At 39.6% G+C, this 25681-nt stretch carries 23 protein-coding genes; 21 read left to right on the top strand and 2 right to left on the bottom strand.

Going from position 1 to position 25681, the window contains the following annotated elements:
- The first annotated feature begins 45 nt into the window (after positions 1-45).
- Together EO121_RS06380 and EO121_RS06375 are read left to right on the top strand one after the other, a co-directional pair.
- Positions 46-1563 (top strand): NAD(P)/FAD-dependent oxidoreductase, encoded by a 1518-nt coding sequence (locus tag EO121_RS06380; protein ID WP_127166868.1) that lies wholly within the window; start codon positions 46-48, stop codon positions 1561-1563.
- Positions 1564-2020: 457 nt separating this feature from the next.
- On the top strand, positions 2021-3184 hold the full coding sequence (locus EO121_RS06375; RefSeq protein ID WP_240629403.1) for a cation diffusion facilitator family transporter: 1164 nt from the start codon (positions 2021-2023) through the stop codon (positions 3182-3184).
- Positions 3185-3575: 391 nt separating this feature from the next.
- Here EO121_RS06375 and sstT read toward each other — a convergent pair whose 3' ends face one another.
- The gene (gene sstT / locus EO121_RS06370) at positions 3576-4796 is read right to left on the bottom strand and encodes a serine/threonine transporter SstT (protein WP_127166866.1); all 1221 of its coding nucleotides are present in this window, start codon (positions 4794-4796) and stop codon (positions 3576-3578) included.
- A gap of 178 nt (positions 4797-4974) precedes the next feature.
- On the opposite strand from sstT, the gene EO121_RS06365 reads away from it, so the two are divergent.
- Entirely contained in the window at positions 4975-5694 is a 720-nt protein-coding gene (locus EO121_RS06365) for a class I SAM-dependent methyltransferase (protein WP_240629402.1), read from the top strand.
- A 46-nt stretch (positions 5695-5740) separates the two neighbouring features.
- Here EO121_RS06365 and EO121_RS06360 read toward each other — a convergent pair whose 3' ends face one another.
- Complete coding sequence (locus EO121_RS06360; RefSeq protein WP_164725880.1) at positions 5741-6373, bottom strand: superoxide dismutase; 633 nt, start codon at positions 6371-6373, stop codon at positions 5741-5743.
- A gap of 212 nt (positions 6374-6585) precedes the next feature.
- Here EO121_RS06360 and EO121_RS06355 point away from each other — a divergent pair, with 212 nt between their 5' ends.
- The 18 genes from EO121_RS06355 to EO121_RS06270 all read left to right on the top strand — a co-directional run bounded on the left by EO121_RS06355 (position 6586) and on the right by EO121_RS06270 (position 25678).
- Positions 6586-7176 carry a hypothetical protein gene (locus tag EO121_RS06355; protein ID WP_127166861.1) on the top strand — a complete coding sequence of 197 codons (591 nt, stop codon included), beginning with the start codon at positions 6586-6588 and terminating at the stop codon, positions 7174-7176.
- Between the two features lie 124 nt (positions 7177-7300).
- Positions 7301-8620: a nucleobase:cation symporter-2 family protein gene (locus EO121_RS06350; RefSeq protein ID WP_127160966.1), complete on the top strand. Its 1320-nt coding sequence runs from the start codon at positions 7301-7303 to the stop codon at positions 8618-8620.
- A 161-nt stretch (positions 8621-8781) separates the two neighbouring features.
- Positions 8782-9234: an MOSC domain-containing protein gene (locus tag EO121_RS06345; RefSeq protein ID WP_127166859.1), complete on the top strand. Its 453-nt coding sequence runs from the start codon at positions 8782-8784 to the stop codon at positions 9232-9234.
- A complete protein-coding gene (locus EO121_RS06340; protein ID WP_127166857.1) occupies positions 9227-10189 on the top strand; it encodes a GTP 3',8-cyclase MoaA in 963 nt (320 codons plus the stop codon). The genes EO121_RS06345 and EO121_RS06340 overlap by 8 nt, the downstream gene beginning before the upstream one ends.
- A gap of 8 nt (positions 10190-10197) precedes the next feature.
- Positions 10198-11220: an aldose epimerase family protein gene (locus tag EO121_RS06335; protein ID WP_164725879.1), complete on the top strand. Its 1023-nt coding sequence runs from the start codon at positions 10198-10200 to the stop codon at positions 11218-11220.
- Positions 11221-11251: 31 nt separating this feature from the next.
- Positions 11252-12427, top strand: coding sequence for an iron-containing alcohol dehydrogenase (locus EO121_RS06330; protein ID WP_127166853.1), 1176 nt, complete (start codon positions 11252-11254; stop codon positions 12425-12427).
- Between the two features lie 173 nt (positions 12428-12600).
- Positions 12601-13074, top strand: coding sequence for a transcription elongation factor GreA (greA, locus tag EO121_RS06325; RefSeq protein ID WP_126939729.1), 474 nt, complete (start codon positions 12601-12603; stop codon positions 13072-13074).
- 27 nt (positions 13075-13101) lie between these two features.
- Positions 13102-14622, top strand: a complete 1521-nt coding sequence (gene lysS / locus EO121_RS06320; protein WP_062401429.1) for a lysine--tRNA ligase — start codon at positions 13102-13104, stop codon at positions 14620-14622.
- Between the two features lie 222 nt (positions 14623-14844).
- Entirely contained in the window at positions 14845-16122 is a 1278-nt protein-coding gene (gene serS, locus EO121_RS06315; RefSeq protein WP_127166851.1) for a serine--tRNA ligase, read from the top strand.
- A gap of 13 nt (positions 16123-16135) precedes the next feature.
- Positions 16136-16780 (top strand): fructose-6-phosphate aldolase, encoded by a 645-nt coding sequence (gene fsa / locus EO121_RS06310; protein WP_062401432.1) that lies wholly within the window; start codon positions 16136-16138, stop codon positions 16778-16780.
- Positions 16781-16803: 23 nt separating this feature from the next.
- Positions 16804-17766, top strand: coding sequence for a class II fructose-bisphosphatase (gene glpX / locus EO121_RS06305; protein ID WP_009353805.1), 963 nt, complete (start codon positions 16804-16806; stop codon positions 17764-17766).
- A 170-nt stretch (positions 17767-17936) separates the two neighbouring features.
- Positions 17937-19193 carry a UDP-N-acetylglucosamine 1-carboxyvinyltransferase gene (gene murA / locus EO121_RS06300; protein WP_127166849.1) on the top strand — a complete coding sequence of 419 codons (1257 nt, stop codon included), beginning with the start codon at positions 17937-17939 and terminating at the stop codon, positions 19191-19193.
- Positions 19165-20337 carry a rod shape-determining protein gene (locus EO121_RS06295; RefSeq protein ID WP_127166847.1) on the top strand — a complete coding sequence of 391 codons (1173 nt, stop codon included), beginning with the start codon at positions 19165-19167 and terminating at the stop codon, positions 20335-20337. The genes murA and EO121_RS06295 overlap by 29 nt, the downstream gene beginning before the upstream one ends.
- A gap of 160 nt (positions 20338-20497) precedes the next feature.
- Positions 20498-20788 carry a biotin/lipoyl-containing protein gene (locus EO121_RS06290; protein ID WP_127160973.1) on the top strand — a complete coding sequence of 97 codons (291 nt, stop codon included), beginning with the start codon at positions 20498-20500 and terminating at the stop codon, positions 20786-20788.
- 32 nt (positions 20789-20820) lie between these two features.
- Entirely contained in the window at positions 20821-22710 is a 1890-nt protein-coding gene (locus tag EO121_RS06285) for a SpoIVB peptidase S55 domain-containing protein (RefSeq protein ID WP_127166845.1), read from the top strand.
- 132 nt (positions 22711-22842) lie between these two features.
- Positions 22843-23604 (top strand): ABC transporter permease, encoded by a 762-nt coding sequence (locus EO121_RS06280; protein WP_009353821.1) that lies wholly within the window; start codon positions 22843-22845, stop codon positions 23602-23604.
- Positions 23605-23612: 8 nt separating this feature from the next.
- Complete coding sequence (locus EO121_RS06275) at positions 23613-24377, top strand: ABC transporter ATP-binding protein (protein ID WP_009353808.1); 765 nt, start codon at positions 23613-23615, stop codon at positions 24375-24377.
- Positions 24374-25678, top strand: coding sequence for an MlaD family protein (locus EO121_RS06270; RefSeq protein WP_009353814.1), 1305 nt, complete (start codon positions 24374-24376; stop codon positions 25676-25678). Before EO121_RS06275 ends, EO121_RS06270 begins: the two co-directional genes overlap by 4 nt.
- The last annotated feature ends 3 nt before the right edge of the window (positions 25679-25681 follow it).

Raw genomic sequence — 25681 nt, 5'->3', positions numbered from 1 at the left:
TACAAAGAATAAAGATTATCCATTGGTTTAGAAAGGATGACGTAAATGAAACAATATGATGTAATCGTAATTGGTACTGGTGGTGCTAGCTTAGTAGCTGATGCAGCATTAAAAGCAGGCAAACGTGTAGCTGTTATTGAAAAAACAGGCTTTGGTGGCACTTGTTTAACACGTGGCTGTATTCCAACAAAAGTAATGGTTACTGCGGCGGATGTGGTACATGAAAGCCATGGTTGGAAAAAAATTGGTGTAGAAACTGCCACACCGACTCTTAACTGGGATGTAGTGAGTGAACGGGTTTGGAAAGCTATCAATAAAAGCAAAGGGGTCAAAGAGTTTTATGAAAGCTTTGATAATGCTGATGTATACCATGGAGCAGCTACGTTTGTAAGCGACAAAGTATTATATGTCACATTACAAGATGGTGCAAAAACAGAAGAAATTACAGCACCTACCATTATCATTGGTACTGGTGGTCATTCTAAAGTGAACCATGTGGACGGCTTAGAAGAAGCAGGATACATTACTAGTGAGAAATTATTTGGCAATGAATATCCAAAAGTACCATATAAACGACTAGCTGTATTTGGTGGTGGTCCTATTGGTACAGAATTTGCTGGTGTGTTTGCCGCAGCAGGTACGGAAGTGACGTTAATCCAGCGCAATGTGCGTTTGTTGCCAAAAGAAGATGAAGCGATTTCTGCTCATATTTTAGAAGAAATGAAAGCTATTGGAGTGAATGTATTAACAGATACTGTATGTGATAATGTACGTGTGGATAATGGTGATAAAGTAATCACTGTGAAAAACCGTACTACAGGTGAAGTATCTGAAATCCGTGTAGATGAAATTTTGGTGGCTACTGGTATTGCTCCGTCTGTAGAAGATTTGCACCTAGAAAATACTCATATTGAACAATTACCAGGTGGCTGGATTAAAACCAATGAATTTTTAGAAACATCTGTAGAAGGTGTGTATGCATTAGGTGATGTGAATGGTAATGCAGCCTTCCGTCATCGTGCCAACTATGAAGGGGATATTATCTCTCATAACTTGTATCGTGCTACATCTCCAACAGACTATCGTTGGGCGCGCTATGATTTGATTCCTATGGTGACGTTCACGTATCCAGAAGTAGGTCGTATTGGCATGACAGAAGCGGAAGCAAAAGAAGCTGGTTATGATGTAGGAGTTGGTATCAATCATTATTCTAATTCTGCCAAAGGTATGGCTCTTGGCATTGATAAAGGCGATGTGCACGATGGATTCATCAAAGTGGTAGTCGACAAAGCTACGAATCGTCTATTAGGGGCTCATATCGTGGGACCACAAGCATCGATCTTGTTCCAACCATATGTACATTTAATGAATAGTGGTGAAGTGAAATTAGTTCCTGTTCATGAAGAAATCGGTTCTACTACAACAAAAGAACTACGTGCACAAGGTTTGACACGGTACTTGGATCCACAATCTGTTATCTCCATTGGTGAGGCAATGGCTCCGCATCCAACATTGTCAGAAGTGTCTATGTGGACACAAGTGTTCTACGAACATAAATGGTAATCTATTAAAAAGATACATAGTAAAAACTGTAGTGATGGGGATACTATCACTGCAGTTTTTTTATACTAATATATGATGATATTTGATAAGTAGCGGTGCTGTTCATAAAGAAATCTAACATGAGTTTTTTTATTAACACATGATGATAATTGATATATTGTGCAGTATTTATAAACAAAATAGATCTATATCTGTATAGGCAGATATGAGTATGATATGAAATACTAGGGTTGTAAGATATTACAAAGAAATATATTCTACCAGGTTGTATGAGTATATGACATAGGTTATAACTATTTTGAAATCAAAGATTCTCAATTAAAATTATAGTTGATAATAGTTGAATAATAGGATATAATGAGAAAGTAAATGAGAATAAAAAGCTACCTCTGTGATATAGCAGATTAGAATGGGGTAGAATTGTGAGTATATGTTAAATAGATAAAAGAGGTGTAGTATGACAGAAGTATTAATCCGTTTATTTGTGAAAAATAAAGATGAAGTAAAAGATACCAATGTACGCCAACAATATGGGATTATGGCGAGTATCACTGGTATTGTGGTGAATGTGTTAGTTTGTTTAGGGGAGTTAATCATTGGTTTTCTTATCGGCTCCATTGCCATGATTAGTGATGCTATCCATAATGTGGCTGATGCAGGGGGATCTTTAGTATCCTTTTTGAGTTTTAAATTATCTGGACGTAAAGCAGATGCAGAGCATCCATACGGACATGGTCGAATGGAATATCTATTATCCATTGGTTTTTCTATCTTACTGTTTGTAGTAGCGGCTCAACTAGGTATTGAAGCGGTAGAGCACATTATGAATCCCGAGGTAGTAGAGTTTTCCGTGTCTGCATTAGCTGTTATGTTGGGTGCTATGGCATTAAAGATTTGGTTATCCTTCTTTTTACGCTCCATTGGTAATCGTATTGATTCTCCGATCTTGCGTGCCAATGGGAAAGAAGCTTTATCTGATGTATGGGCGACGGCAGCGATTGCTATTGGATTATTGTTGGGCGGTATATTCCAATTGAGCGTTGATGGGTATTTAGGCTTAATTGTGGCACTTATCATTGCCAAAGCTGGTTTTGAAGTGCTGAAAGAAGCGACAGATCGTTTATTAGGATTTGAACCTACTGCAGAACGTGTACAAGAGATTATTAATTTTGTAGAATCTAAGGCTGGCATTTTAGGAACTCATGATTTAATGATTCATGATTATGGTCCAGGCCACGAGTATGCTTCTATCCACGTAGAAGTAGATGCGAAACAAGATGCGATGACCATCCATAATATGATTGATCGTGTAGAACGACAAGCTTTGAAAGAATTGCAGTTAAAATTGACTATCCATATGGATCCAATCGTTGTCAATGAGCAAACTCTAGCTTTGCAACAACGTTTAGTGGCAGTGATTCAAGCCTATGATGACAGTTTTTCTTTATACGATATTCGAATTGATATGGAACATAGAAAGATTAGTTTTGACGTACAAGTACCGCATGATGTGAAATATACGAAAGAGGAACTTTCACAAAAATTGAGCCAATTAGTAGAAGCAGTACTGCCAACATTCGTAGTGAAACCGAATGTAGTACACGGATACACTGGGGTATAAGGGAAAGTAGAGAAAATCTACAAACTATACAAGATACATAAAGTACACAAATACACAAGAGGCAAGTTGAACAATGGATATCAACTTGCCTCTAATTTTTTGGGATGCCTAATGCTGTTACTGAAATATAGTATAGAAAAAATGGTTCTATAGTATATTGGGGGCAGCAAAAGGCATCTTCCCAAGGTATACTTTTTGTGTATAAAAATAAACATATTATTCAGTTTGCTTTACAATATAAGTGATGACACAAATAAGAAAGGACTGGTACAGATTGTACCAGTCCTTGTTAGGGCTTACTTTCATAAGCCATATGTAATTATAAATTCTATTGGGCATCCCATACCAAAGAACAAATAGACCTTTCAAACAGTATGTGTGAAGTATACGTTTATACTTTGTCTGTTGGGTAGCCGTGACGCGCATAATCTACAGCTGCTGTAAATAAGATATCTGTAGAAGAGTTTAATGCTGTTTCGGTGGAGTCTTGGATCACGCCGATGATGAAACCAACACCTACTACTTGCATAGCCACGTCGTTGGAAATACCGAATAGGGAACAAGCTAATGGAATCAATAAGAGAGAACCACCAGCTACACCAGAGGCACCGCAAGCGGAGATAGTAGCGATAATGCTAAGTAAGATTGCTGTCGCTAAGTCTACTTGAATACCTAATGTAGATACAGCTGCCAATGCCATAACAGTAATGGTAATAGCGGCACCGCCCATGTTGATAGTAGCGCCTAGTGGAATGGAAATGGAATAGGTATCAGGTGTAATGCCTAAACGTTTTGCTAAATCCATATTAACTGGAATGTTTGCAGCGGAACTACGAGTGAAGAAGGCTGTAACACCAGATTCACGAAGGCAGCGGAATACCAATGGATATGGATTGCGTTTCATGACGATAGCTACGATCAATGGGTTGATGATGAGTGCTACTGCAAACATACATCCTAATAGGACTAATAACAATTTGCCGTAAGTCAGTAAAGCGCCTAACCCATTTTCACCGATAGATTGAGCTACTAAGCCCATGATACCAAGAGGAGCAAATTTAATAATCCATTGTACAGCCAATGTAATCGCATCAGAGATGGAAGCCATCACATCTTTCGTTTCATTTGCTGCATGACGAAGAGCGAAACCAAATAATAAAGCCCAACCCAAAATACCAATGTAGTTACCACTTAAAATGGCTTTCACAGGATTTTCTACAATATTAGTTAATAAAGTAGAAAGTACTGCAGTAATGCCACTAGGAGGTGCTGTATCAGCTGGAGACGCTGTTAATAGCAAAGTCGTAGGGAATAAGAAACTGCCTACTACGGCGATAGCTGCGGATGCAAATGTGCCGATTAAGTACAATACGATGATGGAACGCATACCAGTTTTTTGACCGGAACGATGACGGCTGACTGCTGCGATGACTAAGAAAAATACTAATACAGGTGCTACACCTTTTAATGCACCTACGAAGATGGTACCTAATAAAGATAACTTCACAGCATTTTCTGGAGACCATACGGCAATACCAGTGCCGATTAAGAGACCTACGCAGATTTGCTGGATGAGGCTAAATCTATTGATGAATTGAAATAATGCCCTCATAGAAAACTCCTTATACTTATAAATACTTAAAATCGAGTACAAATATCTACTCATAAAAGACATAAGCACATTATAAACGGAATATATACTTTTGGCAAGAGAAAAAAATCACAAATTATGGAATATCCTCATCCATTCGTGTATAATGGATAGCAGTATAAATAACTGGAGGTATATTGTGGAATTTAAAACACATGAAGATAAAAAAGCTTACGTGCAAGATGTATTCTCTCATATTGCGAAGCATTATGATGTAATGAATACATTGTTGAGTTTTAACCAAGATGCACGGTGGCGTAGATTTGCCATAGAACAATTAGAATTAACGGAAGGTATGCGACTAGCGGATATTGCTTGTGGTACGTGTATGTTAACAAAAACAGCATTACAAGAAATTCCGTCTTTACATGTGGAAGGACTTGATTTTAGTCCTGAAATGTTAGCGGTTGGACGAAATCGATTAGAGAAAGAAGGATATACAGATCGAGTGACCTTGACCCAAGGAGATGCGATGGACTTACCTTATGATAGCAATACCTTTGATGGGGCTGTATCTGGTTTTGCTTTGCGCAATGTGCCAAGCATTGAGCAAACCATTCGTGAAATGAAGCGTGTTGTTAAACCAGGTGGTAAAGTGGTTACCTTGGAACTGGCAAAGCCTACTATGTTTGGGTTTAAACAAGCCTATTATATATACTTTGAGAAGATTCTGCCTGTATTGGGGAAATTGAGTCGAGATCAATCATCCTATGCATGGCTCCCAGAATCATTGCGCCGCTATGTGGGGCAAGAAGGTGTTCTTCAAATTTTTAAAGATGTGGGACTACAAGATGCTAAGTATTATGAACTTACAGGTGGCATTGTAGCAGTCCATGTGGGCACTGTACCAGAAGAATAGAAAAAAGCTGTCATCCACGGCGACGTGGTGACAGCTTTTATTTATTTTATTCGTGTCCAAAGCGGTTTGGATTTTTTAATGTCTCTTCATAGATATGATTTACAATCTTCCAGTTTACGATGGAGAAGAAGTTATTAATATATTCTTCACGGCTGGAATGGACGTACATGTAATCCCATAGATTGATGCCTAAGATTGCAGTTTGCATGTTCATAATCGGATTGATTTGTTCTTTTGTAGAAGTAATAGCAAGCGTATTGTCTGGGTTGAGCACAAGCCAAGTCCAACCATTACCGACATGAGTGTGAGCCACCTCTGTAAATTGTTGTTGGAACTTTTCTAAGGACTCAAAAGAGCGGTTGATAGCATCTTTGATTGGTCCGTTGATGGTATTTGTATTAGGGCTTGTCAACGTGTGCAAAAATAAGGTTACATTCTTATAGGCTCCACCATAGCGCTGAATGTCTTGACGAATTTCTTGTGGTACATGACTTAGACCACCCAGTAGACAGTCTATATGACCGAAACGAAGGTCCGGATAGTCTTCTACTAGTTGATTAAGTTGAGATACGGAATGGCTGTATACATCAGTATACAAAGATGTGAGTGTTTCTCTGCCGATGACAGGCTCTAAGGCATGATCAGAATAAGGCAGTGGTTCTAGTTCAAAATATTTCATGGACACCTCCATCACAAAGATTTGATAATGATAGATATTATCACAGTTAGTTATATCGTAATAGATAAGACTATAAAAGTCAAGATAGAAAGACTTTCACATAGATTTGTTCAATATAGAATTACACGTTGAATAAAAAAGATAGAATCTGTATAATAAGGGTATAGAATCAAAATCAATCGAGTTACATCAATAGTTGAAAGGAGTTTTGTATGAAAACACAAAGTAAACGTTGGATGCTAGGAGCTGTTATGGTAGGTGTTATCGCGTTTGGTCAAACTGCGTATGCGGCACAAGATCCGTTAATGTTACCAGAGCAAGAAGGCTTACAAGTTATTTCAGAAATACAAGCTAAGATTACAGTGGAAAGTCCCAACTGGGAAGTAAAGCAAGTGGTGGATACCTTTGCTAACTATGGTCAAGATCATAGTAAACAATTATTTGAATTACAAACACACCAAGTTATCTCTGCAGGGCAATTGGATGTGATTAATGCATTGTATTATATGAATGTGCGGAAAAACTTTTACATTGAAAGCCATCGCTGGAAAAAGGATAGCTACGGAAGAAAAGTATTAAATAATTTATATGCAGATTACCAAAATTATTTGAATAGTCATCGCTATGTGCCAGCCAATGAAGTGGATACTTATAAAGAAGAGTTCTTAGGAATTTTAGCCCGTCACGCTGAGAAAGTACAAAATGATGAATTGCGCACATATATGAATGAGATGGTTATCTTTGGTTTAGAACAAGCCATGAAAGATCATAATCCTTCCGTAAAAGAATACAAAGGTAAATAAGCCTTAGCCTACTCGTTATAGAGTAGGCTATTTTTTGACAAATTATATAAGTTATGGTTTAATATAAAAGTATTATAATTAGTATAACTTCTTAATAAAATGTATTAAAGAATGGAGAAATGGCATGAGTGAAATCGCTAAGCAGGTCCATCCTGTTGACGAAATGTTACCCCTATCTAAGTTGTTTTCCTATGGATTGCAACACGTATTGGCTATGTATGCAGGGGCGGTAGCTGTTCCTATCATTCTAGCAAATGCATTAGGCTTACCTACGCAGGATTTAATTCGCCTCATTAATGCTGATTTATTTGCCTGTGGTATTGCCACACTGATTCAAACCTTGGGAGTAGGATCTGTGGGTGCACGCATTCCTATGATTCAAGGGGTTACCTTTGCATCAGTAGCACCTATGATTATTATCGGTACAGAACATGGTTTACCAGCTGTGTATGGCGCTATTATAGTGGCAGGGATATTTACTTTTTTCATCGCTCCTTATTTTAGTCGCCTTATTCGATTATTTCCACCGGTGGTAACGGGGACTATCGTTACGATTATTGGCATTAGCTTAATGCCCGTAGCGATTATGTGGATCGCTGGTGTCAACCCAGAAGATCCGAACTATGCGAGTGCTACTAACTTGTGGCTATCCGGATTAACCTTACTCATCGTAGTGTTAGTGAATCGATTTGCTAAAGGATTTGTAAGTAATTTGTCAGTTCTTATCGGATTATTAGGTGGAACTATGATTGCCTATGCCTTAGGGGAAGTGAATTTTATTGAGGTAAGCCAGTCTGATTGGTTAGGCTTAGTGACACCACTTGCTTTCGGTATACCTACCTTTGATGTAAGCTCCATTATCGCCATGCTTGTGGTAATGTCTGTTTGTATGGTAGAGACCACAGGAGACGCCATTGCCATAGGTGAAATCGTAGATAAAAAAGTGGACAAGAAAACACTAAGTTCTTGTTTACAAGCGGATGGGTTGTCTACTTGTATTGGTGGCGTTTTAAATAGTTTTCCTTATACGGCATTTGCACAAAACATTGGCTTGATTGCAGTGACTAATGTGAAAAGCCGTTTCGTGGTAGCTACATCTGGTGTGATCTTAATGGTCTTAGGATTGTTCCCTAAATTGGCTGCCGTGGTAGCATCCATTCCTAGCCCAGTGCTTGGAGGTGCAGGGATTGCTATGTTTGGTATGATTATTGCTAGTGGTATCCGTTCATTAGGAAAGGTTGAGTATGAGGATAATCATAACTTAGTGATTGTGGCTTTAAGCATTGGTGTGGCTATGATTCCTATCGGAGCTCCTCAGTTTTATCATAATTTTCCACCTGCTGCGAAGATTATTTTTGAAAGCGGCATTACCTTTGGCAGCATCTTAGCTGTTGTATTAAACATGGTCTTTAACGGACTAGGTCATACAGATACAAAAGAATAATTGCTTTCACCTGTAAAGGGCTCTGAAAGAATGAGCACGTCTCTAAAGAAAATGCGTTGTCTATTTCTCAAGATGACGTGCTTTTTATTATAGATTTACTGCGTAAACGTGATATAATAAGAACTATATAGGTATTTTTAAATATAATAATCTAAGGAGATATAATGGACGCAAAAATTATTGCTATTTCAATTAGCAGAGCAAAAGGACAAAAGAAAACAAATATCCCTGAAGCGGAGTTAGTAGTCAATCATGGTATTGAAGGAGATGCTCATGCAGGCCCGTGGCATCGTCAATTGAGCTTGCTTGGTATTGAAAGTATCGAATTAATGCGTAAAAGTGGGGCTGATGTGAACCCTGGAGATTTTGCAGAAAATATTACTGTAGAAGGATTGACTTTATTCCAATTACCAGTGGGCACTAAATTAGCCTTAGGTAAAACGATTGTAGAAGTGACTCAAATCGGTAAAGAGTGCCATCAAGGTTGCGAAATTATGCAACAAGTAGGAAGTTGCATTATGCCTACACAAGGAATTTTTGGCCGAGTTCTAGAAGGCGGAAAGATTCAAGTAGGCGATACAGTTCGTATTGTTGAGGAGCCAGTCAATGCGTGATAGCCAAGGGCGTGTTATTGAGTATGCACGTATCTCCTTAACGGAAGCGTGCAACTTTTGTTGTGCCTATTGTCGGCCACAGGAAATTACGGAAGCTATGGCTCCTGTGCTGCCACCAAATTTTTGGTTGACTTTGTTAGAGGCGTTGTACTTAGGAGGCGTCAAAGCTTTGCGCTTAACTGGGGGAGAACCATTATTGTATCCACATTTATATGAGTTGTTAGAGCGTATACAAGAGAGCCAATGGTTTTCCGATATTTCTATGACTACCAATGGTAGTCTATTAGAAACTCAGGCGAAACGTTTATTTACAGCAGGGGTACAGCGATTAAATATTAGTTTAGACTCTGTGGAAGAAGAGGGTTTTGCCAAAGCTGTAGGTCGCAATGGACAATTAGCTGGTGTGCTTCGTGGTATAGAAGCTGCAAAAACTGCAGGCTTTCAAAACATAAAGATTAATACTGTAGTGCAAGCGCCATTTTCTGACAAAGAAGTGGAAACCTTGTTGCATTATGGAAAAGAGTGGGATGTGGTCTGGCGATTTATTGAATATATGCCATTCCAAGGGAAACAAAGTCATGTGCCAACCTTTGGAGAGTGGAAGGAGCAGATTGAACGCATTGTGGGATCTGAGTTAACTCCAGTCACAGACCGATTGGGATTTGGACCAGCTCAATACTTCCAATTGCCAGATGGACAACGAATTGGCTTTATTTTTCCTTTGTCCAATCAATATTGTTCTTCTTGCAATCGCATTCGTTTCACTGCAGATGGATCGCTACGCTTATGTTTGTTGCGTGATGAAGATTTAGACTTGCGTGGACTTATACAAAATGGCGGTACACCACAAACTATATTGCATTGCATTGAAGAGGCATTACAAGGTCGATACGCGAGTCATGATGGAAATTCCATTGAAAAAGTGGAACGTCCTATGTGGCGTATCGGGGGTTAGGAGTTATGATGAAAGTAGAATCTTTTGGACAATTACAAACAGGCCAAGAGGCTCATGTCTATACAATAGAAAATGATGCATTACGAGTACAAATTAGTAATTATGGTGCCACCATTGTCGCTGTTTATGACAAAGTGTTGCAGCGCCATTTAGCATTGGGCTATGATTCTGTACAAGACTATGAAACAAAACATGGCCAACTGGGTGCTACCGTAGGCCGTGTGGCGAATCGTATTGCCAATGCAGCCTATACGTGGAATGGTACAGTTCATCAATTAACAGCTAACAATGGACCCAACTTATTGCATAGTGGGGAAGGAAATATTGGGCATCGTCTATGGGATGCAGTGGAGGAAAATTGTACTGATACAGTGGTCCATCTCTCTCATTCTATTACTTCTGAAGAAGATGGATTCCCAGGTGATTTATATGTGGAAGCGGTGTTTAGATTGGTAGAACAGACGCTGGTAGTCACATATGTGTATACAACTTCAGAAGATTCCTTCGTAAATTTGACGAATCATGTATATTTTAACTTACATGGAAAAGGGGACTTATCGAACCATGTATTAGAATTAGGAGCCCATCAGTATATGCCATTTGGAGACCACCAAATCCCGCAATTGGAACCAGCATCAGTGGATGGAACACCATTTGATTTTAGAAATGGTATGGATCTACAAAAGGCATTGGACTATTATGCTGATGCCCTAAGTCAATATAAGGGATATGACCATGATTTTGTAACGGCTCCAGTAGAGGGAAGTAAAACAGTAGATTCTGTTGTGCCTTTTGCGGTGTTACAAGGTAAGGATGTGACAGCGGTATTCCATACAGATGCGCCACACTTTCAGGTATATACAGGAAATTGGTTGGACGAAGATGGCCGAGAACGTCATTATGGCAGTCATGCAGGCATTGCCATTGAGCCACAATTTGTGCCGAATGATATCAATATGAATGGTGAAAGCAAGACTAAAGCAGATACAGTCTATGAAAGAACAATTGCCTATTCATTCTATCATCGATAGGCGTATTTAATAGTAAGGAGACAAGGGTCGAATGAAATCATTTATTTACCATAACCCAACCAAAATAGTGTTTGGCAAAGACTGTGTGAAGGAATCACTAGCAGCTGAATTAAGTCACTACGGAACACGAGTGCTACTTACTTATGGTGGAGGTAGTATTAAAAAGAATGGTATTTATCATACGGTAAAAGAAGCCTTACAACAAGCAGGTAAGGAAGTGCTTGAGTTAAGTGGGATTATGTCAAATCCACGAACTACGAAAGTGCGTGAAGGGATTGCTTTATGCAAAGAACATAATATTGATTTTATTCTAGCCGTCGGTGGTGGTTCTGTTATTGATTGCACTAAATTCATTGCAGGTGGTGCTACCTTACCAGATACGGTTGACTTTTGGCAAACTTTCTTTTTAGACCATCAGCCTGTGATGGAGGCCGTGCCATTTGGTGTCGTGTTAACTATGGCAGCTACTGGCAGTGAAATGAATAATGGTGGTGTCATCACAGATTGGGAAACACAGAAAAAATTAAGCGGTTATGGACCAGCTTTGTTTCCACAATTTTCTATGTTAGACCCTACCTATACCTACACGTTGCCGAAAGAACAAGTTGCCTATGGCATCGTAGATATGTTGTCCCATTTATTGGAACAATATGTGTCTACACCAGATGATGATAATGTGACGGACTCTGCCATTGAGGGAATCTTTAGAAATATAGTGCGCAATGGTCGGAAATCTATGGAAAACTTAGAAGATTATGAAGCCCGTTCTAATATTATGTGGGGAGCTACCTTAGCCTTGAATCATTCCTTAGGATTGGGCAAAGATCAAGATTGGATGACCCATGCCTTAGAACATGCTCTATCAGCTTTTTATGATATTCCTCATGGAGCAGGCTTAGCGATTATGCATCCAGCGTATTTGCGTTGGATTTTGCCTAATGCTACAGCACGGTTGATGCGTTTTGCTAAAGAAGTATGGGGCATTGAACAAGGCTCTATGAGTGATACAGAGTATGCATTAGCTGGTATCGAAGCCTTAGAAGCATATTTCAGAGAAATAGGAGCTCCATCTACGCTAGAAGAAGTGGGGATTCCTAAAGAATCTTTGAAAGACATTGCCAATAGTTGCGTCCGCTATCCCACAGCATACAGTCATCTTACAGCTACGGATGCCTTAGCAATCTATGAAAGTGTTTATAAAAAATAGTGTAAACTTACATGTGTGTCCCAGTAGGATAGGCTTTCACATTGACATTTATAAGAGAAGTCAGTATAATTATAGCTATTGTTAATAAGAAATTTAAGTAACTTTTTCATAAGGGAGGCAGTGTCATGTGGCACTGTTTTCTGTATATGAGGAATAGAAATGGAGAGACATACATGGCAGAGGTAAAAGAAACCTTACTTACAGCCGAAGGGTTGAAGAAACTAGAAGAAGAATTAAATCATTATAAATCTGTACGTCGAATCGAAGTAGCAGAGCGTATTAAAATTGCTATTTCCTATGGTGATATTTCAGAGAACTCTGAATATGATGATGCGAAAAACGAACAAGCGTTCATCGAAGGTCATATCATCGAGTTGGAAAATAAAATTAATACTGCTAAAATCATTGATGAAAATGTAAAAGGCGATACAGTGACAGTAGGTAGTAAAGTAACTTTATTGGACGAAGAGTTTAATGAAGAATTAGAATACACTATTGTAGGTTCTTCTGAAGCGGATCCTTTCAACAATCGTATTTCTAACGAATCCCCTGTGGGCGTGGCGATTTTAGGAAAAGCAAAAGGCGATAAAGTAGAAGTAAACACACCAGATGGTATGGTGAGTTTTAAAATATTAAGCATTCAATAAGGGTAAAGAAGTATAAGGAGGCCCCTCATGAGCGAAGAAAAACATGTGCCAGAACAATTGGATTTAAACGATCAAATGTTGGTACGCCGCGAAAAGTTGGCGCAATATGAAGAGGATAATATCTATCCATTTGGACAACGATTTGTTGTTCAACATAAGGCACTCCAAATTAAGGATGAATTCCGTGATTTTGATGGTCAACCAGTTGTGATTGCTGGTCGATTGATGACAATTCGTTCTCATGGTAAAACAGCCTTCGCTAATTTGCGCGATTTATCTGGCGATATTCAAGTATACTTCCGTAAAGATGTGATGGGAGAAGAAGATTACAAATATGTAAAAATGCTTGATATGGGCGATATTGTAGGTATCGAGGGCCATGTGTTTAAAACACAAAAAGGTGAAATTACAGTAAAAGTTAACAAATTGACTTTATTGTCTAAATCCCTTCGTCCATTACCAGAAAAATGGCATGGTTTGAAAGATACAGAACTTCGTTATCGCCAACGATATGTGGATTTAATCGTAAATCCAAGCGTTCGTGATACATTTGTAAAACGTACGAAAATCGTAGCAAAAATTAGAGAATATTTAAACAGCAAGCAATTCATGGAAGTAGAAACTCCTATGATGCATGCCATCCCAGGCGGTGCGGCAGCTCGCCCATTCATTACGCATCACAATGCCTTAGACATTGATATCTATATGCGTATTTCCCCTGAATTATACTTAAAGCGTTTGATCGTTGGTGGTTTAGAACGCGTATATGAAATTAACCGTTCTTTCCGTAATGAAGGTGTATCTATTCGTCATAATCCAGAATTTACTATGATGGAATCCTACCAAGCCTATGGTAACTTTGAAGATGCTATTGCTTTAACAGAAGGTGTGGTATCTTACTGTGCACAAGAAGTGTTGGGTACAACAAAAATTAATTACCAAGGCATGGACATTGATTTGACTCCACCATGGAATCGCATTACTATGCAAGAAGGTATTAAACAATACACTGGGGAAGATTTTGATGCTATTGAAACATTGAGCGAAGCACGTGCAATTGCAGATCGCTTAAATGTAGAATATGGTGAAGCCGATGGTATTGGTAAAATCATGAATTTGTGTTTTGAAGAATATGTAGAAGAAAACTTGATGCAACCAACTGTAGTATATGGACATCCAGTTGAAATTTCTCCATTGGCAAAACAAAACCGTGAGAAACCATTAACTACAGAACGTTTTGAAATCTTTATCTATGGTCGTGAATTAGCAAATGGCTATTCTGAGTTAAATGATCCAATCGATCAAAAACAACGTTTTGAAAATCAATTAAAAGAACGTGAAGCAGGTGATGATGAAGCCCATCGTATGGATGAAGACTTCGTCACAGCGTTGGAATACGGTTTGCCACCAACTGCAGGTTTGGGTATCGGTATCGACCGTCTAGTTATGTTCTTAACGGACTCTGCATCCATTCGTGATGTATTGTTATTCCCTCTCATGAAACCAGAAGCGGTGAAAGTAGAAGAGGAAGAAACTGTAGAAGAATAATATATGTATACGTAGGTTACAGGGTGTTGTGAGCTGCGTAGATGAACAGCGACTAAACAGGAATGAGTTTGGTCGCTGTTTTGTTATCCTTTCAGAGGTGGAGAAGGGGTAAGGGGAAATTGCCCAAGTAAATGCCTATTAAGGTAGAAAAGTAATAGCAAATGTGCTAATATTAAAGATAGATTAATTAAGTACTTAAATGAATTCTATGAGGTCATGATTATGTTGGATTTAAAATTTGTCCGTGAGAATATTGAAACGGTACAAGAAAACTTAGATCGTCGTCATACAACAGGCGACCTGACTAGCTTTGTGAAGTTCTACGATGAAAGACGTGCTATCATCCAAGAAGTAGAACAATTGAAAGCAGTGCGTAATGCAGTAACGGCAGAAATCAGCCAATTAAAACGCAATAAAGAAAATGCAGATGATAAAATTGCAGAAATGCAACGTGTAGGTGATGAAATCGGTGCATTGGACAACAAATTGCGTGAAGTGGAAACAGAATTACAACAAGTGGCTTTGATGTTACCTAATATGTGTGATGCTTCTGTACCAGTAGGGGCTGATGAAAACGAAAATATCGAACAACGTCGTTGGGGTACACCTCGTTCCTTTGACTTCGATGTGAAAGCACATTGGGACCTAGGAGAATCCTTAGGAATTTTAGATTTTGAAAGAGCTGCTAAAGAAAGTGGTGCTCGCTTCACGATTTACAAAGGGATTGGCGCTCGCTTAGAACGGGCGTTGATTAACTTTATGCTAGACAAGCATGGCAGTGCGGGGTACACGGAAATGATGACGCCTTACATTGTCACTCGTGAAACCTTGACGAATACAGGTCAGTTACCAAAATTTGCTGAAGATATGTACAAAGTGGAAGGGGAAAACTATTTCTTAATTCCAACGGCAGAAGTTACATTGACAAACTATCATGCCAATGAAATTTTGACAGCTGAGGAATTGCCTAAATATTACACAGCATTTACAGCTTGTTTCCGTGCCGAAGCAGGTTCTGCTGGTCGTGATACACGTGGCTTAATCCGCCAACATCAATTTAATAAAGTAGAATTAGTGAAATTTGCAAAACCAGAAGAATCTTTTGCAGAATTAGAAACGTTAACAGCGCAAGCAGAAAGTATTTTACAAGCCTTAGAATTGCCACATCGTGTGATTACATTGTGCACAGGTGATATGGGATTTGGTTCTGCTAAAACGTACGATATCGAAGTTTGGATGCCAAGCCAAGGGGTATATCGTGAAATTTCTTCTTGCTCAAACATGACGGATTTCCAAGCACGTCGTGGTAATATTAAATTCCGTCGTGAACAAAAAGGTAAACCAGAATTTGTACATACATTAAATGGATCTGGTTTAGCTGTAGGTCGTACAGTGGCTGCGATTTTGGAAAACAATCAAGAAGCAGATGGCTCTGTACGCATTCCAACAGCGCTTCAACCATATATGGGTGGTTTAACTCATATTCATCCAGAGGCTTAGAAAGGAGTCCGCTATGAAATTCTTCATTGATACAGCTAATTTTGATGACATTAAAGCAGCCTATGAAATGGGCTTTATTGCAGGGGTAACAACAAACCCATCTTTAATCGTGAAAGAAAAACGTGACTTACACGAAGTGATTCAACAAATTGCTGATCTTGTAGAGGGACCAGTGAGTGCAGAGGTCATTGCTACGACAGCACCAGAAATGGTGAAAGAAGCCCATGAATTAATTAAGTTGGGTGACAATGTAGTGATTAAAGTGCCTATGACAGCAGAAGGCTTAAAAGCAGTCTCCGTACTTTCTAAAGAGGGAATTAAAACGAATGTAACATTAATTTTCTCTGCTAATCAAGCTTTGTTGGCAGCCCGTGCAGGTGCTACCTATGTAAGCCCTTTCGTTGGTCGTGTTGATGATATTTCTATGGATGGAATCCAATTAATCGAAGATATTGCTGAAATTTTTATGATTCATAATATTTCAACTGAAATCATTGCAGCGAGCGTACGTACGCCTATGCATATGACACAATGTGCCAAAGCAGGTGCACATATTGCTACAGTACCGTTTAATGTATTACAACAATCCTTAAAGCATCCATTAACAGATGCAGGATTAGCACGTTTTCTAGCGGACTGGGAAGCAGCCAATAAATAGTAGACACAAGTGGGAGGATCAAAATGGATCGCACATTAGCCTTAGAGTTTGTTCGTGTTACAGAAGCAGCGGCATTAAAAAGTGGTCGTTTATGTGGTCGTGGAGCCAAAGATGCAGCAGATCAATTAGCTGTTGATGGCATGCGACAAACCTTCGATACAGTGCCAATTTCTGGTACTGTTGTGATTGGAGAAGGTGAAATTGATGAAGCACCAATGTTATATATTGGTGAACGTGTTGGGGCAGGCGGAGAAGAAGTAGATATTGCCGTAGACCCTATTGAAGGTACGAATCTAATTGCAAAAGGTCAAAATGGTGCTATTGCTGTATTGGCTATTGCGCCTAAAGGCGGTTTATTACATGCTCCAGATATGTACATGGAAAAATTGTGCGTAGGACCACGTGCTAAAGGTGTTATCGACTTGAATGAGTCCATGACGGAAAACTTGCGCCGTGTAGCCGCAAAGATGGAACGTGCTATTGATGATTTAACAGTCGTTATGTTGGATCGTGAACGTCATCAAGGGTTAATGGATGAATGTCGTGCTGCCGGAGCTCGTATTCGTTTGATTACAGACGGTGATGTAAATCCAGCCATGGAATGTGGTTTAGAAGGTTCTGGTATTCACATGGTTGTGGGTACTGGTGGAGCTCCAGAAGGGGTACTAGCAGCAGCCGCTTTAAAATGTACAGGTGGGGATATGCAAGCTCGTTTAAAACCAGCTACGGATGAAGAAATTCGTCGCTGTCATGAAATGGGTATCACTGACCTTAACAAAGTGTTGACTATCGATGATTTAGTGAGTGGTGATGATGTTATCTTCTCTGCCACAGCCATTACAGAAGGAAATGTATTATCTTCTCTTAAATACTTCCCAGGTGGTGCTCGTACTCACTCCGTAGTGATGCGCTATAAAACAGGAACTGTTCGTTTTGTAGATACTATCCATCGATTGGATAAGAAGCTTTCTATGAAAGTGAAATAAATAGCATACATCTATTCTAGGAAAGACCGTCATAAGACGGTCTTTTTCTTGCGTATCAAGGAAAGATTTAGTATACTAGAGTATGAATGTTTGTCAGTCAAAACATGTTTGAAAGGTGATGAGGTATCACCATTGAACGATAACAATAGATAAGATTAGGAGGAATTCAGTTGGAAAAGCTTATTATTCAAGGAGGTACGCCTTTACAAGGTCGTATTCGTGTAAGTAGTGCAAAAAATGCGGTACTACCAATTATTGCGGCGACTTTATTAGCGTCTACTCCAAGCACCCTGCTTGAAATTCCAGATTTGGAAGATGTTCATACTATTTGTGATGTCATTGCATCCCTTGGTGTGAAAGTAACAAAAGATGGAGAAAATATTACTTTTGATGCGTCTACAATTTCTGCTACAGAGGCGCCTTATGATTTAGTGCGTCGTATGCGTGCGTCCTTTTTGGTGATGGGACCTTTATTGGCGCGCAAAGGGGAAGCTCGTATTGCCTTACCAGGTGGTTGTGCTATTGGCAGTCGTCCTATTGATTTGCATTTAAAAGCTTTTGAAGCACTAGGTGCTACTATCAGTATGGGTGAAGGTTTTGTAGAAGCAAAGGCTCCAGAAGGATTAAAAGGTAATTTAATTTATTTAGACTTCCCAAGTGTAGGGGCCACTGAAAATGTAATTATGGCAGCGACCTTTGCAGAAGGCAAAACAATCATTGAAAATGCTGCAGAAGAACCAGAAATTGTTGATTTAGCTACCTTCTTAAATAGTATGGGTGCTAATATTCGCGGTGCTGGTACGGATGTGATTCGTATTGAAGGCGTGAAAGAATTGAAAGGTGCTGTGCATACAGTGATTCCAGACCGCATTGAAGCGGGCACCTATTTAATTGCTGCAGCTATGGCTGGTGGCGATGTATATGTAGAAAATGCCCTTTCAGAGCATTTAAAACCAGTGGTAGCTAAATTAAAAGAGGCTGGAGTTACGGTAGAAGAAGATATTGATGGAATCCGTGTCATCAGTAATGGACAATTGAAAGCAACGTCTATTAAAACTTTGCCATATCCTGGATTCCCAACAGATATGCAGGCCCAATTTATGGCGATGACGACTGTTGCAAAAGGTACAAGTACTGTAATGGAAACGGTCTTTGAAAATCGTTTCATGCATGTAGATGAATTGAAAAAAATGGGCGCTTCTATCGAGGTAGATGATCGTAAAGCCATTGTGACTGGCGTAGAGCAATTGGTAGGTGCTGAAGTGGAAGCTACTGATTTACGTTGTGGTGCTGCCCTTGTGTGTGCAGGCTTAGCTGCCTCTGGAGTGACTAAAGTAGGCCAATTAACACACATCGATCGTGGCTATGATAATTTAGTGGCAAAATTAAAAGGAATAGGTGCTAATATTGTTCGGGTGGACGAGTAAGCAAAAAGAACCTCAAACAAAAGAGGATAGACGGAAACAACGTCGTGTACGTAGAAAACCAATAGGAACGACTACAAAACAAACATCCTTTAAACGGGAAAGTCGTCCTGTATCATTCCTTGAAAAAATGAGCCTTTTGTGGACTACGGATATTGGCATCGACTTGGGGACTACCAATGTAGTGATGTATGTCAAAGGTCGTGGGATTGTCCTAGATGAGCCAGGATTTGTGGCTTGCGATACAAAGACTAGAGAAGTGATTGCCGTAGGTCATGAAGCACGAGCTATTTTAGGTAGAACCCCAGAGGGAATCGAAGTGATTCAGCCCTTAAAAGGGGGCGTCATTGCCGATTATGATACAACAGCGTATATGCTCCGTCATTTTATCCGCCGTGTAGTACCTGTATCGGGAATCATTCGTTCTCGTATCATAGCCTGTGTGCCATCCAGTATTACACCAGTAGAAAAACGGGCTGTGTTAGAAGTGCTGTTACAAGCTGGGGCTCGTAAAATAGTGCTTATGGAAGAACCGTTGGCAGCTGCTATTGGAACTGGCTTAGATAAGGCTGAACAGGTGGGGGCTATGGTGGTCGATATCGGTGGTGGGACCACAGATATTGCTGTCATTTGTGATTCTGGTGTGGTAGTCAGTGAGAGTTTACGCATCGGTAGCGATACCTTTGATGATGCATTACTACAATATATGAAGCGAAAGAAAAAATTACTCATAGGGCCACTCACTGCGGAAGACTTAAAAATCGAAGTAGGTACTGTAGATCCAAGGTCTGGAGAGGAACGAGCTATCGTACGAGGTCGACATAGTGTGACAGGCTTGCCACGAGCGGTAGAAATTACATCAAAAGATATGAAGTTTGCCTTAGAAAGACCAGTGCAACATATCATTGAAGGGATCATTAGTATCTTAGAAAAAACACCACCAGAGTTACTGGCGCAAATTAATGATCATGGTATTATTTTGACTGGTGGAGGCTCTTTACTTCGTGGCTTAGATCGTATGATTACAGAAAAAACGGGTCGTCCTGCTTATGTGGTGGAGCATCCTAGATATTCTGTCATTTTAGGTACAGGAAAAGCTTTATCAGAGTTGAATCAGTTGCGAGATACCTTGGAAGAATTGCGATAGTATATGCTTGTATTCATGATTCTTTCATATAAGGGGTATATACTATAGCTAGTAAAAGTGATAATGTGCAAAGTGCACTGTTTTACTAGGAATTAATTGTTCGAACTCTTGAAAATATGATATACTATACATGGAAGAAAAATGTAGGAGGTGTATATATATGAAAAAAGTTTTTCTATATAGTTTGGGGGTATTGTTAGCAGCATTATTTGTGACAGCTACGGCAGAAGCAGCACCAGTGAATCATGAAACAGTGTTATCTGGTGAAGTAGTGTCTGTGGTCAGTGTAGGAACTTCTGTGAAAGAAGGAGATCCTTTGCTTACAGTGCAAACATTAGGGGGACCTATGGTAGCATCCCGTGCCACTGTGAATGGTGTGGTACAAACAGTCTCTGTGGAGCCAGGTGCTACAGTGGAACGTGGTCAAATTATAACAGTGATCAATAACTAATCATTAATAATCAATAAAAAGAGGCGATATAGATGCAATTACATCGTTTTTGGCGTCGGTACACGAAGGGTGTGCTGGCGCTCTTATTGTGTGGGGCTACTTTTACAAGTGCTCATGCAATAGAATTTATGAAAGTAGAAGATTTACATCGTGGCATGGTAGGACATGCGGATACAGTGGTACAAGGTGACAAGATTGATTCTTTCAAAGTGGAAGTTCTAGGGGTGATGAAACAACGTGGTCCTTCAGGAGACTTAATCTTGGTAAAAGTATCAGGTCCCATCATTGATGCATCTGGTGGTATTGTTCATGGTATGAGCGGTAGCCCTGTATACATTGATGGAAAATTGGTAGGTGCCGTTGCCTATGGATGGGGATTTACAGATGGTACTTTAGGGATGGTGACACCGATCGATCAAATGGTAAAACTATGGGATGAGAAGTACCAAAAAGATTTACCAAATCCGTGGAAAGATACACAGTTGATTCCATTGGGAACACCATTGATGGCAGATGGCTATGATGAAACATCCTTAGCATATTTAGGGACAAAGTTTAAGGATTTTGGTTATAAAGGATATGCTACAGCTAGTGATAGCACTGATGATATTGTGAAACCAATGGTACCTGGTGGCTCTATTGCGGCGTTACTGGTAAAAGGTGATTTAAAGATGGGTGCGGTAGGTACCGTTACCTATGTCGATAAGGATAAAGTGGTTGCCTTTGGTCACCCATTTGATAAACGAGGCTCTACTGGATACTTCATGAATAACTCCAGTATTTTTACAGTAGTAAAAAGTATAGACTCAGGTTTTAAATTGGGGTCCTTAGGTCGAGAAGTAGGTGTAATTACAGAAGACCGTGGGGCAGGTATTGCTGGCACTGTTGGAGTATTTGGGAAAGGTGTTCCTGTGCGCATGCAGCTTCGTGATTTAGATCGTGGAGTAGAGCGAAATGCGGCTGTGACTGTGGTGGAATCTTCTAAATTGACACCAACCTTAGTGGCTACCTCTGTGTATAGCTTGCTGAATAAAACATTAGACCGTGTCGGTGGTGGTACAGCTAAGATCAATATTAAGATTACACCGGTAGATCCAAAGTTACCTACCTTAGAACGCCGCAATATGGTGTATTCTGGTAGTTCCGTGTCTGAAAAATCCATCGATGAATTATTCGATATTGTAGAAAGCTTAATGAACAATGCTTTCAAAGACTATGAAATCCGTGATATTCAAGTGGATGTACAAGTGGAAGAAGCAAAACGTACAGCTACGATTATCGATGCTAGTGCAGACCAAGTCATTGTATCTCCTGGTGACAATATTGTAATTACTGCAAACTTACAAGCTTACCGTGAAGGAAAGATTCAACGAGAAATTATCTTTAAAGTACCAGACGATCAAAAGCTAGGAACCTATACGCTTGAAGTGCGTGGCGGTGGCGTTATTCCTTTGCCGTATTTGTTTGAAAAACAAAAATATAATCTGACTGATGAAATTGTAGAGCGATTGAAAGTACATAAAAACTTTGATGAATATTTTAAAGACCTCAGTGAAGATGATCAGAACAACCAAATTGTGGCAGAGTTTTTAGCTGACGATATCAGCATGGTGGAAGAGTCTGGGGGCAAGGCGAAAAAGCAACGATTAGAAGCAGAGGATGCAGATGATGACGATGATGATTTGCCAATTACAGGTAAGCATAAAAAAGGCCTGAAAGCATCGGATGATGATGAAAAAGAAAAGAATGAATCTGCTCGTGTAGTAGTAGATTATGTTGTCTTAGGTGATGGACAGTTTACGGTACAAGTGGTAGATAAAAAAGATCGAGACCATTTGCGTAAACAGCGGATCAAAGAAAAACTTTCAAATTTAAAAGAGAAAGTAAAAGCAGAAGAGTCAGACCAAAAGAAAAATAAATAGTCTTATCCGAAGAGAGCAGGAAGTGATATAGCATCATTTCCTGCTTTTATTTTGAAAACTCCGATGGTACTACTGCACATTCAAAGAGTTTTGTGATATACTGAAGATTGATACAAATACTCAGGAGGAACTATGATTTGGTTAACATGGATTGGTAAGCAAATGATCTTTTTCCTATCCCAGATAGGTGAGGCCATGTTGTTACTATGGAGAACCATAGGACAATTACCAAAAATAAATTGGAAACTCACAATCGAACAAATGGCACACTTAGGGGTGTATTCCTTGCCGATTTTATCATTAACTATGTTTTTTGCAGGCGCTGTGATGACATTGCAAATGGCAGATGTATTGATACACTATGGTGCACAGGGAACTGTGGGTGGTATTATGGCCATTGCTATGGGGCGCGAATTAGGCCCAGTTTTAGTTGGCGTTGTATTAGCAGGTCGTGTGGGTGCAGCTATTACGGCAGAGTTAGGAACTATGAAAGTAACAGAGCAAATCGATGCCTTAAAGGTCATGGCGGTTAACCCCATTGGGTATCTTGTAGTACCTCGTGTTGTAGCATGTATGATTATGGTGCCAATCTTGACATTTTATGGTGTTCTTATCGGTACAGGTGGGGGATACTTGGTAGCTACCATAGTGAAAGGACTAGCCGGTTCTACCTATTTAGACTCCATTCAAATTTTTGCGATCCTATCTGATTTGACGTACGGACTCATTAAATCTTGTGTGTTCGGAGCGGTTATTGCCCTAGTTGGATCTTATAAAGGCATGTACACAGATATGGGGGCAACTGCTGTTGGCTATGCTACTACTAGCTCTGTAGTAACCAGTATCATTTTAGTCTTTATATTAAATTACTTTTTATCAGTCTTATTATTCTAGGAGGACCTATGATTGAATTACAAAACGTGGTCCTAGCCTATGAGAATAGAATTATTTTAGACCATGTAGATTTAACTATCCATGATGGAGAAACTCTAGCTATTTTAGGAGGCTCTGGAGCGGGCAAAAGTACTTTGCTTAAATTGATTATCGGTCTTTTACGGCCTACCAGTGGTACTATTTTAGTAGATGATGTAGATATTACGAAAATCGATGAGAATGAATTCGATCGGTTGCGACAAACTATGGGGATGGTCTTTCAATACTCTGCGTTATTTGATTCTATGAGTGTAGGAGAGAATGTAGCCTTTGGACTACGCCAACATACGACGATGAGCGAAGAGGAGATTCAACGTACTGTAGCTAGAAAGCTACGTATGGTAGGATTGCCAAAGACTGAACAGTACATGCCTAGTGAACTATCAGGGGGGATGAAAAAACGGATTAGCTTGGCTCGTGCTATTGCTTTAGATCCTAAAATCATTCTATATGATGAACCGACATCAGGATTGGATCCGATTACATCGGGCACCATTAGTCGTTTAATACGGAGCATGCAATCTCATTTGCAATGTAGTTCTATCGTGGTCACTCACGATATGAACTCAGCCTTTTTTGTGGCAGACCGCATTGCCTTACTAGATAAAGGAAAGTTTATTGAAGTATCACCAACAGAAGAGTTTAGACATTCTAAGAATCCGAAGGTACAACAATTTATAGAGGGTCGTAAATCTGTGAAAACAGAGATACAAGAAGAAGGAGATATACCATGAAGTGGACAACAGAGGCGAAGGTAGGTCTATTTACCGTAGTGGGGGTAGTCCTATTTGCTGTGTGTATTGTATTTTTAGGACGATTTGATATATTTGCAGCTCCTACTATGCATATTGCTGGGAATTTTCAATCTGTAACGGGGTTGAAAGAAGGCAATACTGTGCGCTTTTCAGGGGTGAAAGTAGGGAAAGTCAAATCTATGCAAGTCACTGACAAAGGGATTACGGTGGCTATGGACATCGACAAGGATGTAAAAATTCCGACAGACTCTGCTTTTACCATGGAAAGTGATGGTATTTTAGGGGATAAATTCATCCAAATTACGCCAGGCCGTAGTACTTTGTATTTAGATGATGGTGCTTTCATTACAGGGGATGGAAAAAGTGAAATCGATAAAACCATGGCGCAAGCTACGAAATTGATGGAAGCGGCCACCACTACATTGCAATCCATGAATGGCATCATTGGTGATGAAAAAACACAAAGCGCTTTACGCAATGCCTTACAATCGACAGAGTTAATTGCTCAAAATACAGCAAATTTGACGGCTCAAATGAATGCTATGTTAGCGAATAATAGTGACAATATTTCAGCTTTAACAGCGAATATGGTAGGCATTACACGAAATATGGAATCCTTGACAAATCAAATGGATACGAATATGAAACAATTTAATGCAGATGGTCAAGCAGGAACAGAAATGCGTCAAATTGTGAATAATTTGAAAACTACTACAGATAGTATTTCAAAAATGGCAGGCGCTATGGAAGGAGTTGTAACAGACCCTAAGAGCGCTGCGGATATTAAGGAAACTTTGCATAATACAGCACAATTAACGACTAAGCTAAATCGTCTTACCGGTGGGGACGTGAAAGCAGGTTCGGATGGAAAAAAGTCGGATCTTAAGACGCAGATAGGAGCAGAGGTATTGTACAATCCAGAGGATAAAAAAGCTCGTACTGATGCAGATGTGCGCCTTATGACGAAGGATTCTATCTATACCTTAGGGATTTCCAATATAGGTAATGGTTCGAATGTGGACCTTACCTATGGAAAACGAGTGCTAGATCAAGTATACCTACGAGGTGGTTTATTTGATGGAAAACTAGGCGTAGGAGCCGATGTGGGATTTGGAAAACCAGTTTCACTATCTGGAGCTCTATTCGATATCCGCCATGGTTCCTATCGGATTCGTTCAGATGTTCAATTATGGAAAGATACTTATGTGGTAGGTCAATGGACTTGGTATGGACATGACCATAACCGTGTGAATTATTTTGGGCTAAGAAAGACATTTTAGGAG

It is taken from the genome of Veillonella sp. CHU732 (assembly GCF_003992085.1).
Taxonomy (GTDB): Bacteria; Bacillota; Negativicutes; order Veillonellales; family Veillonellaceae; genus F0422.
This window is presented reverse-complemented; position numbering and strand designations above follow the sequence as displayed.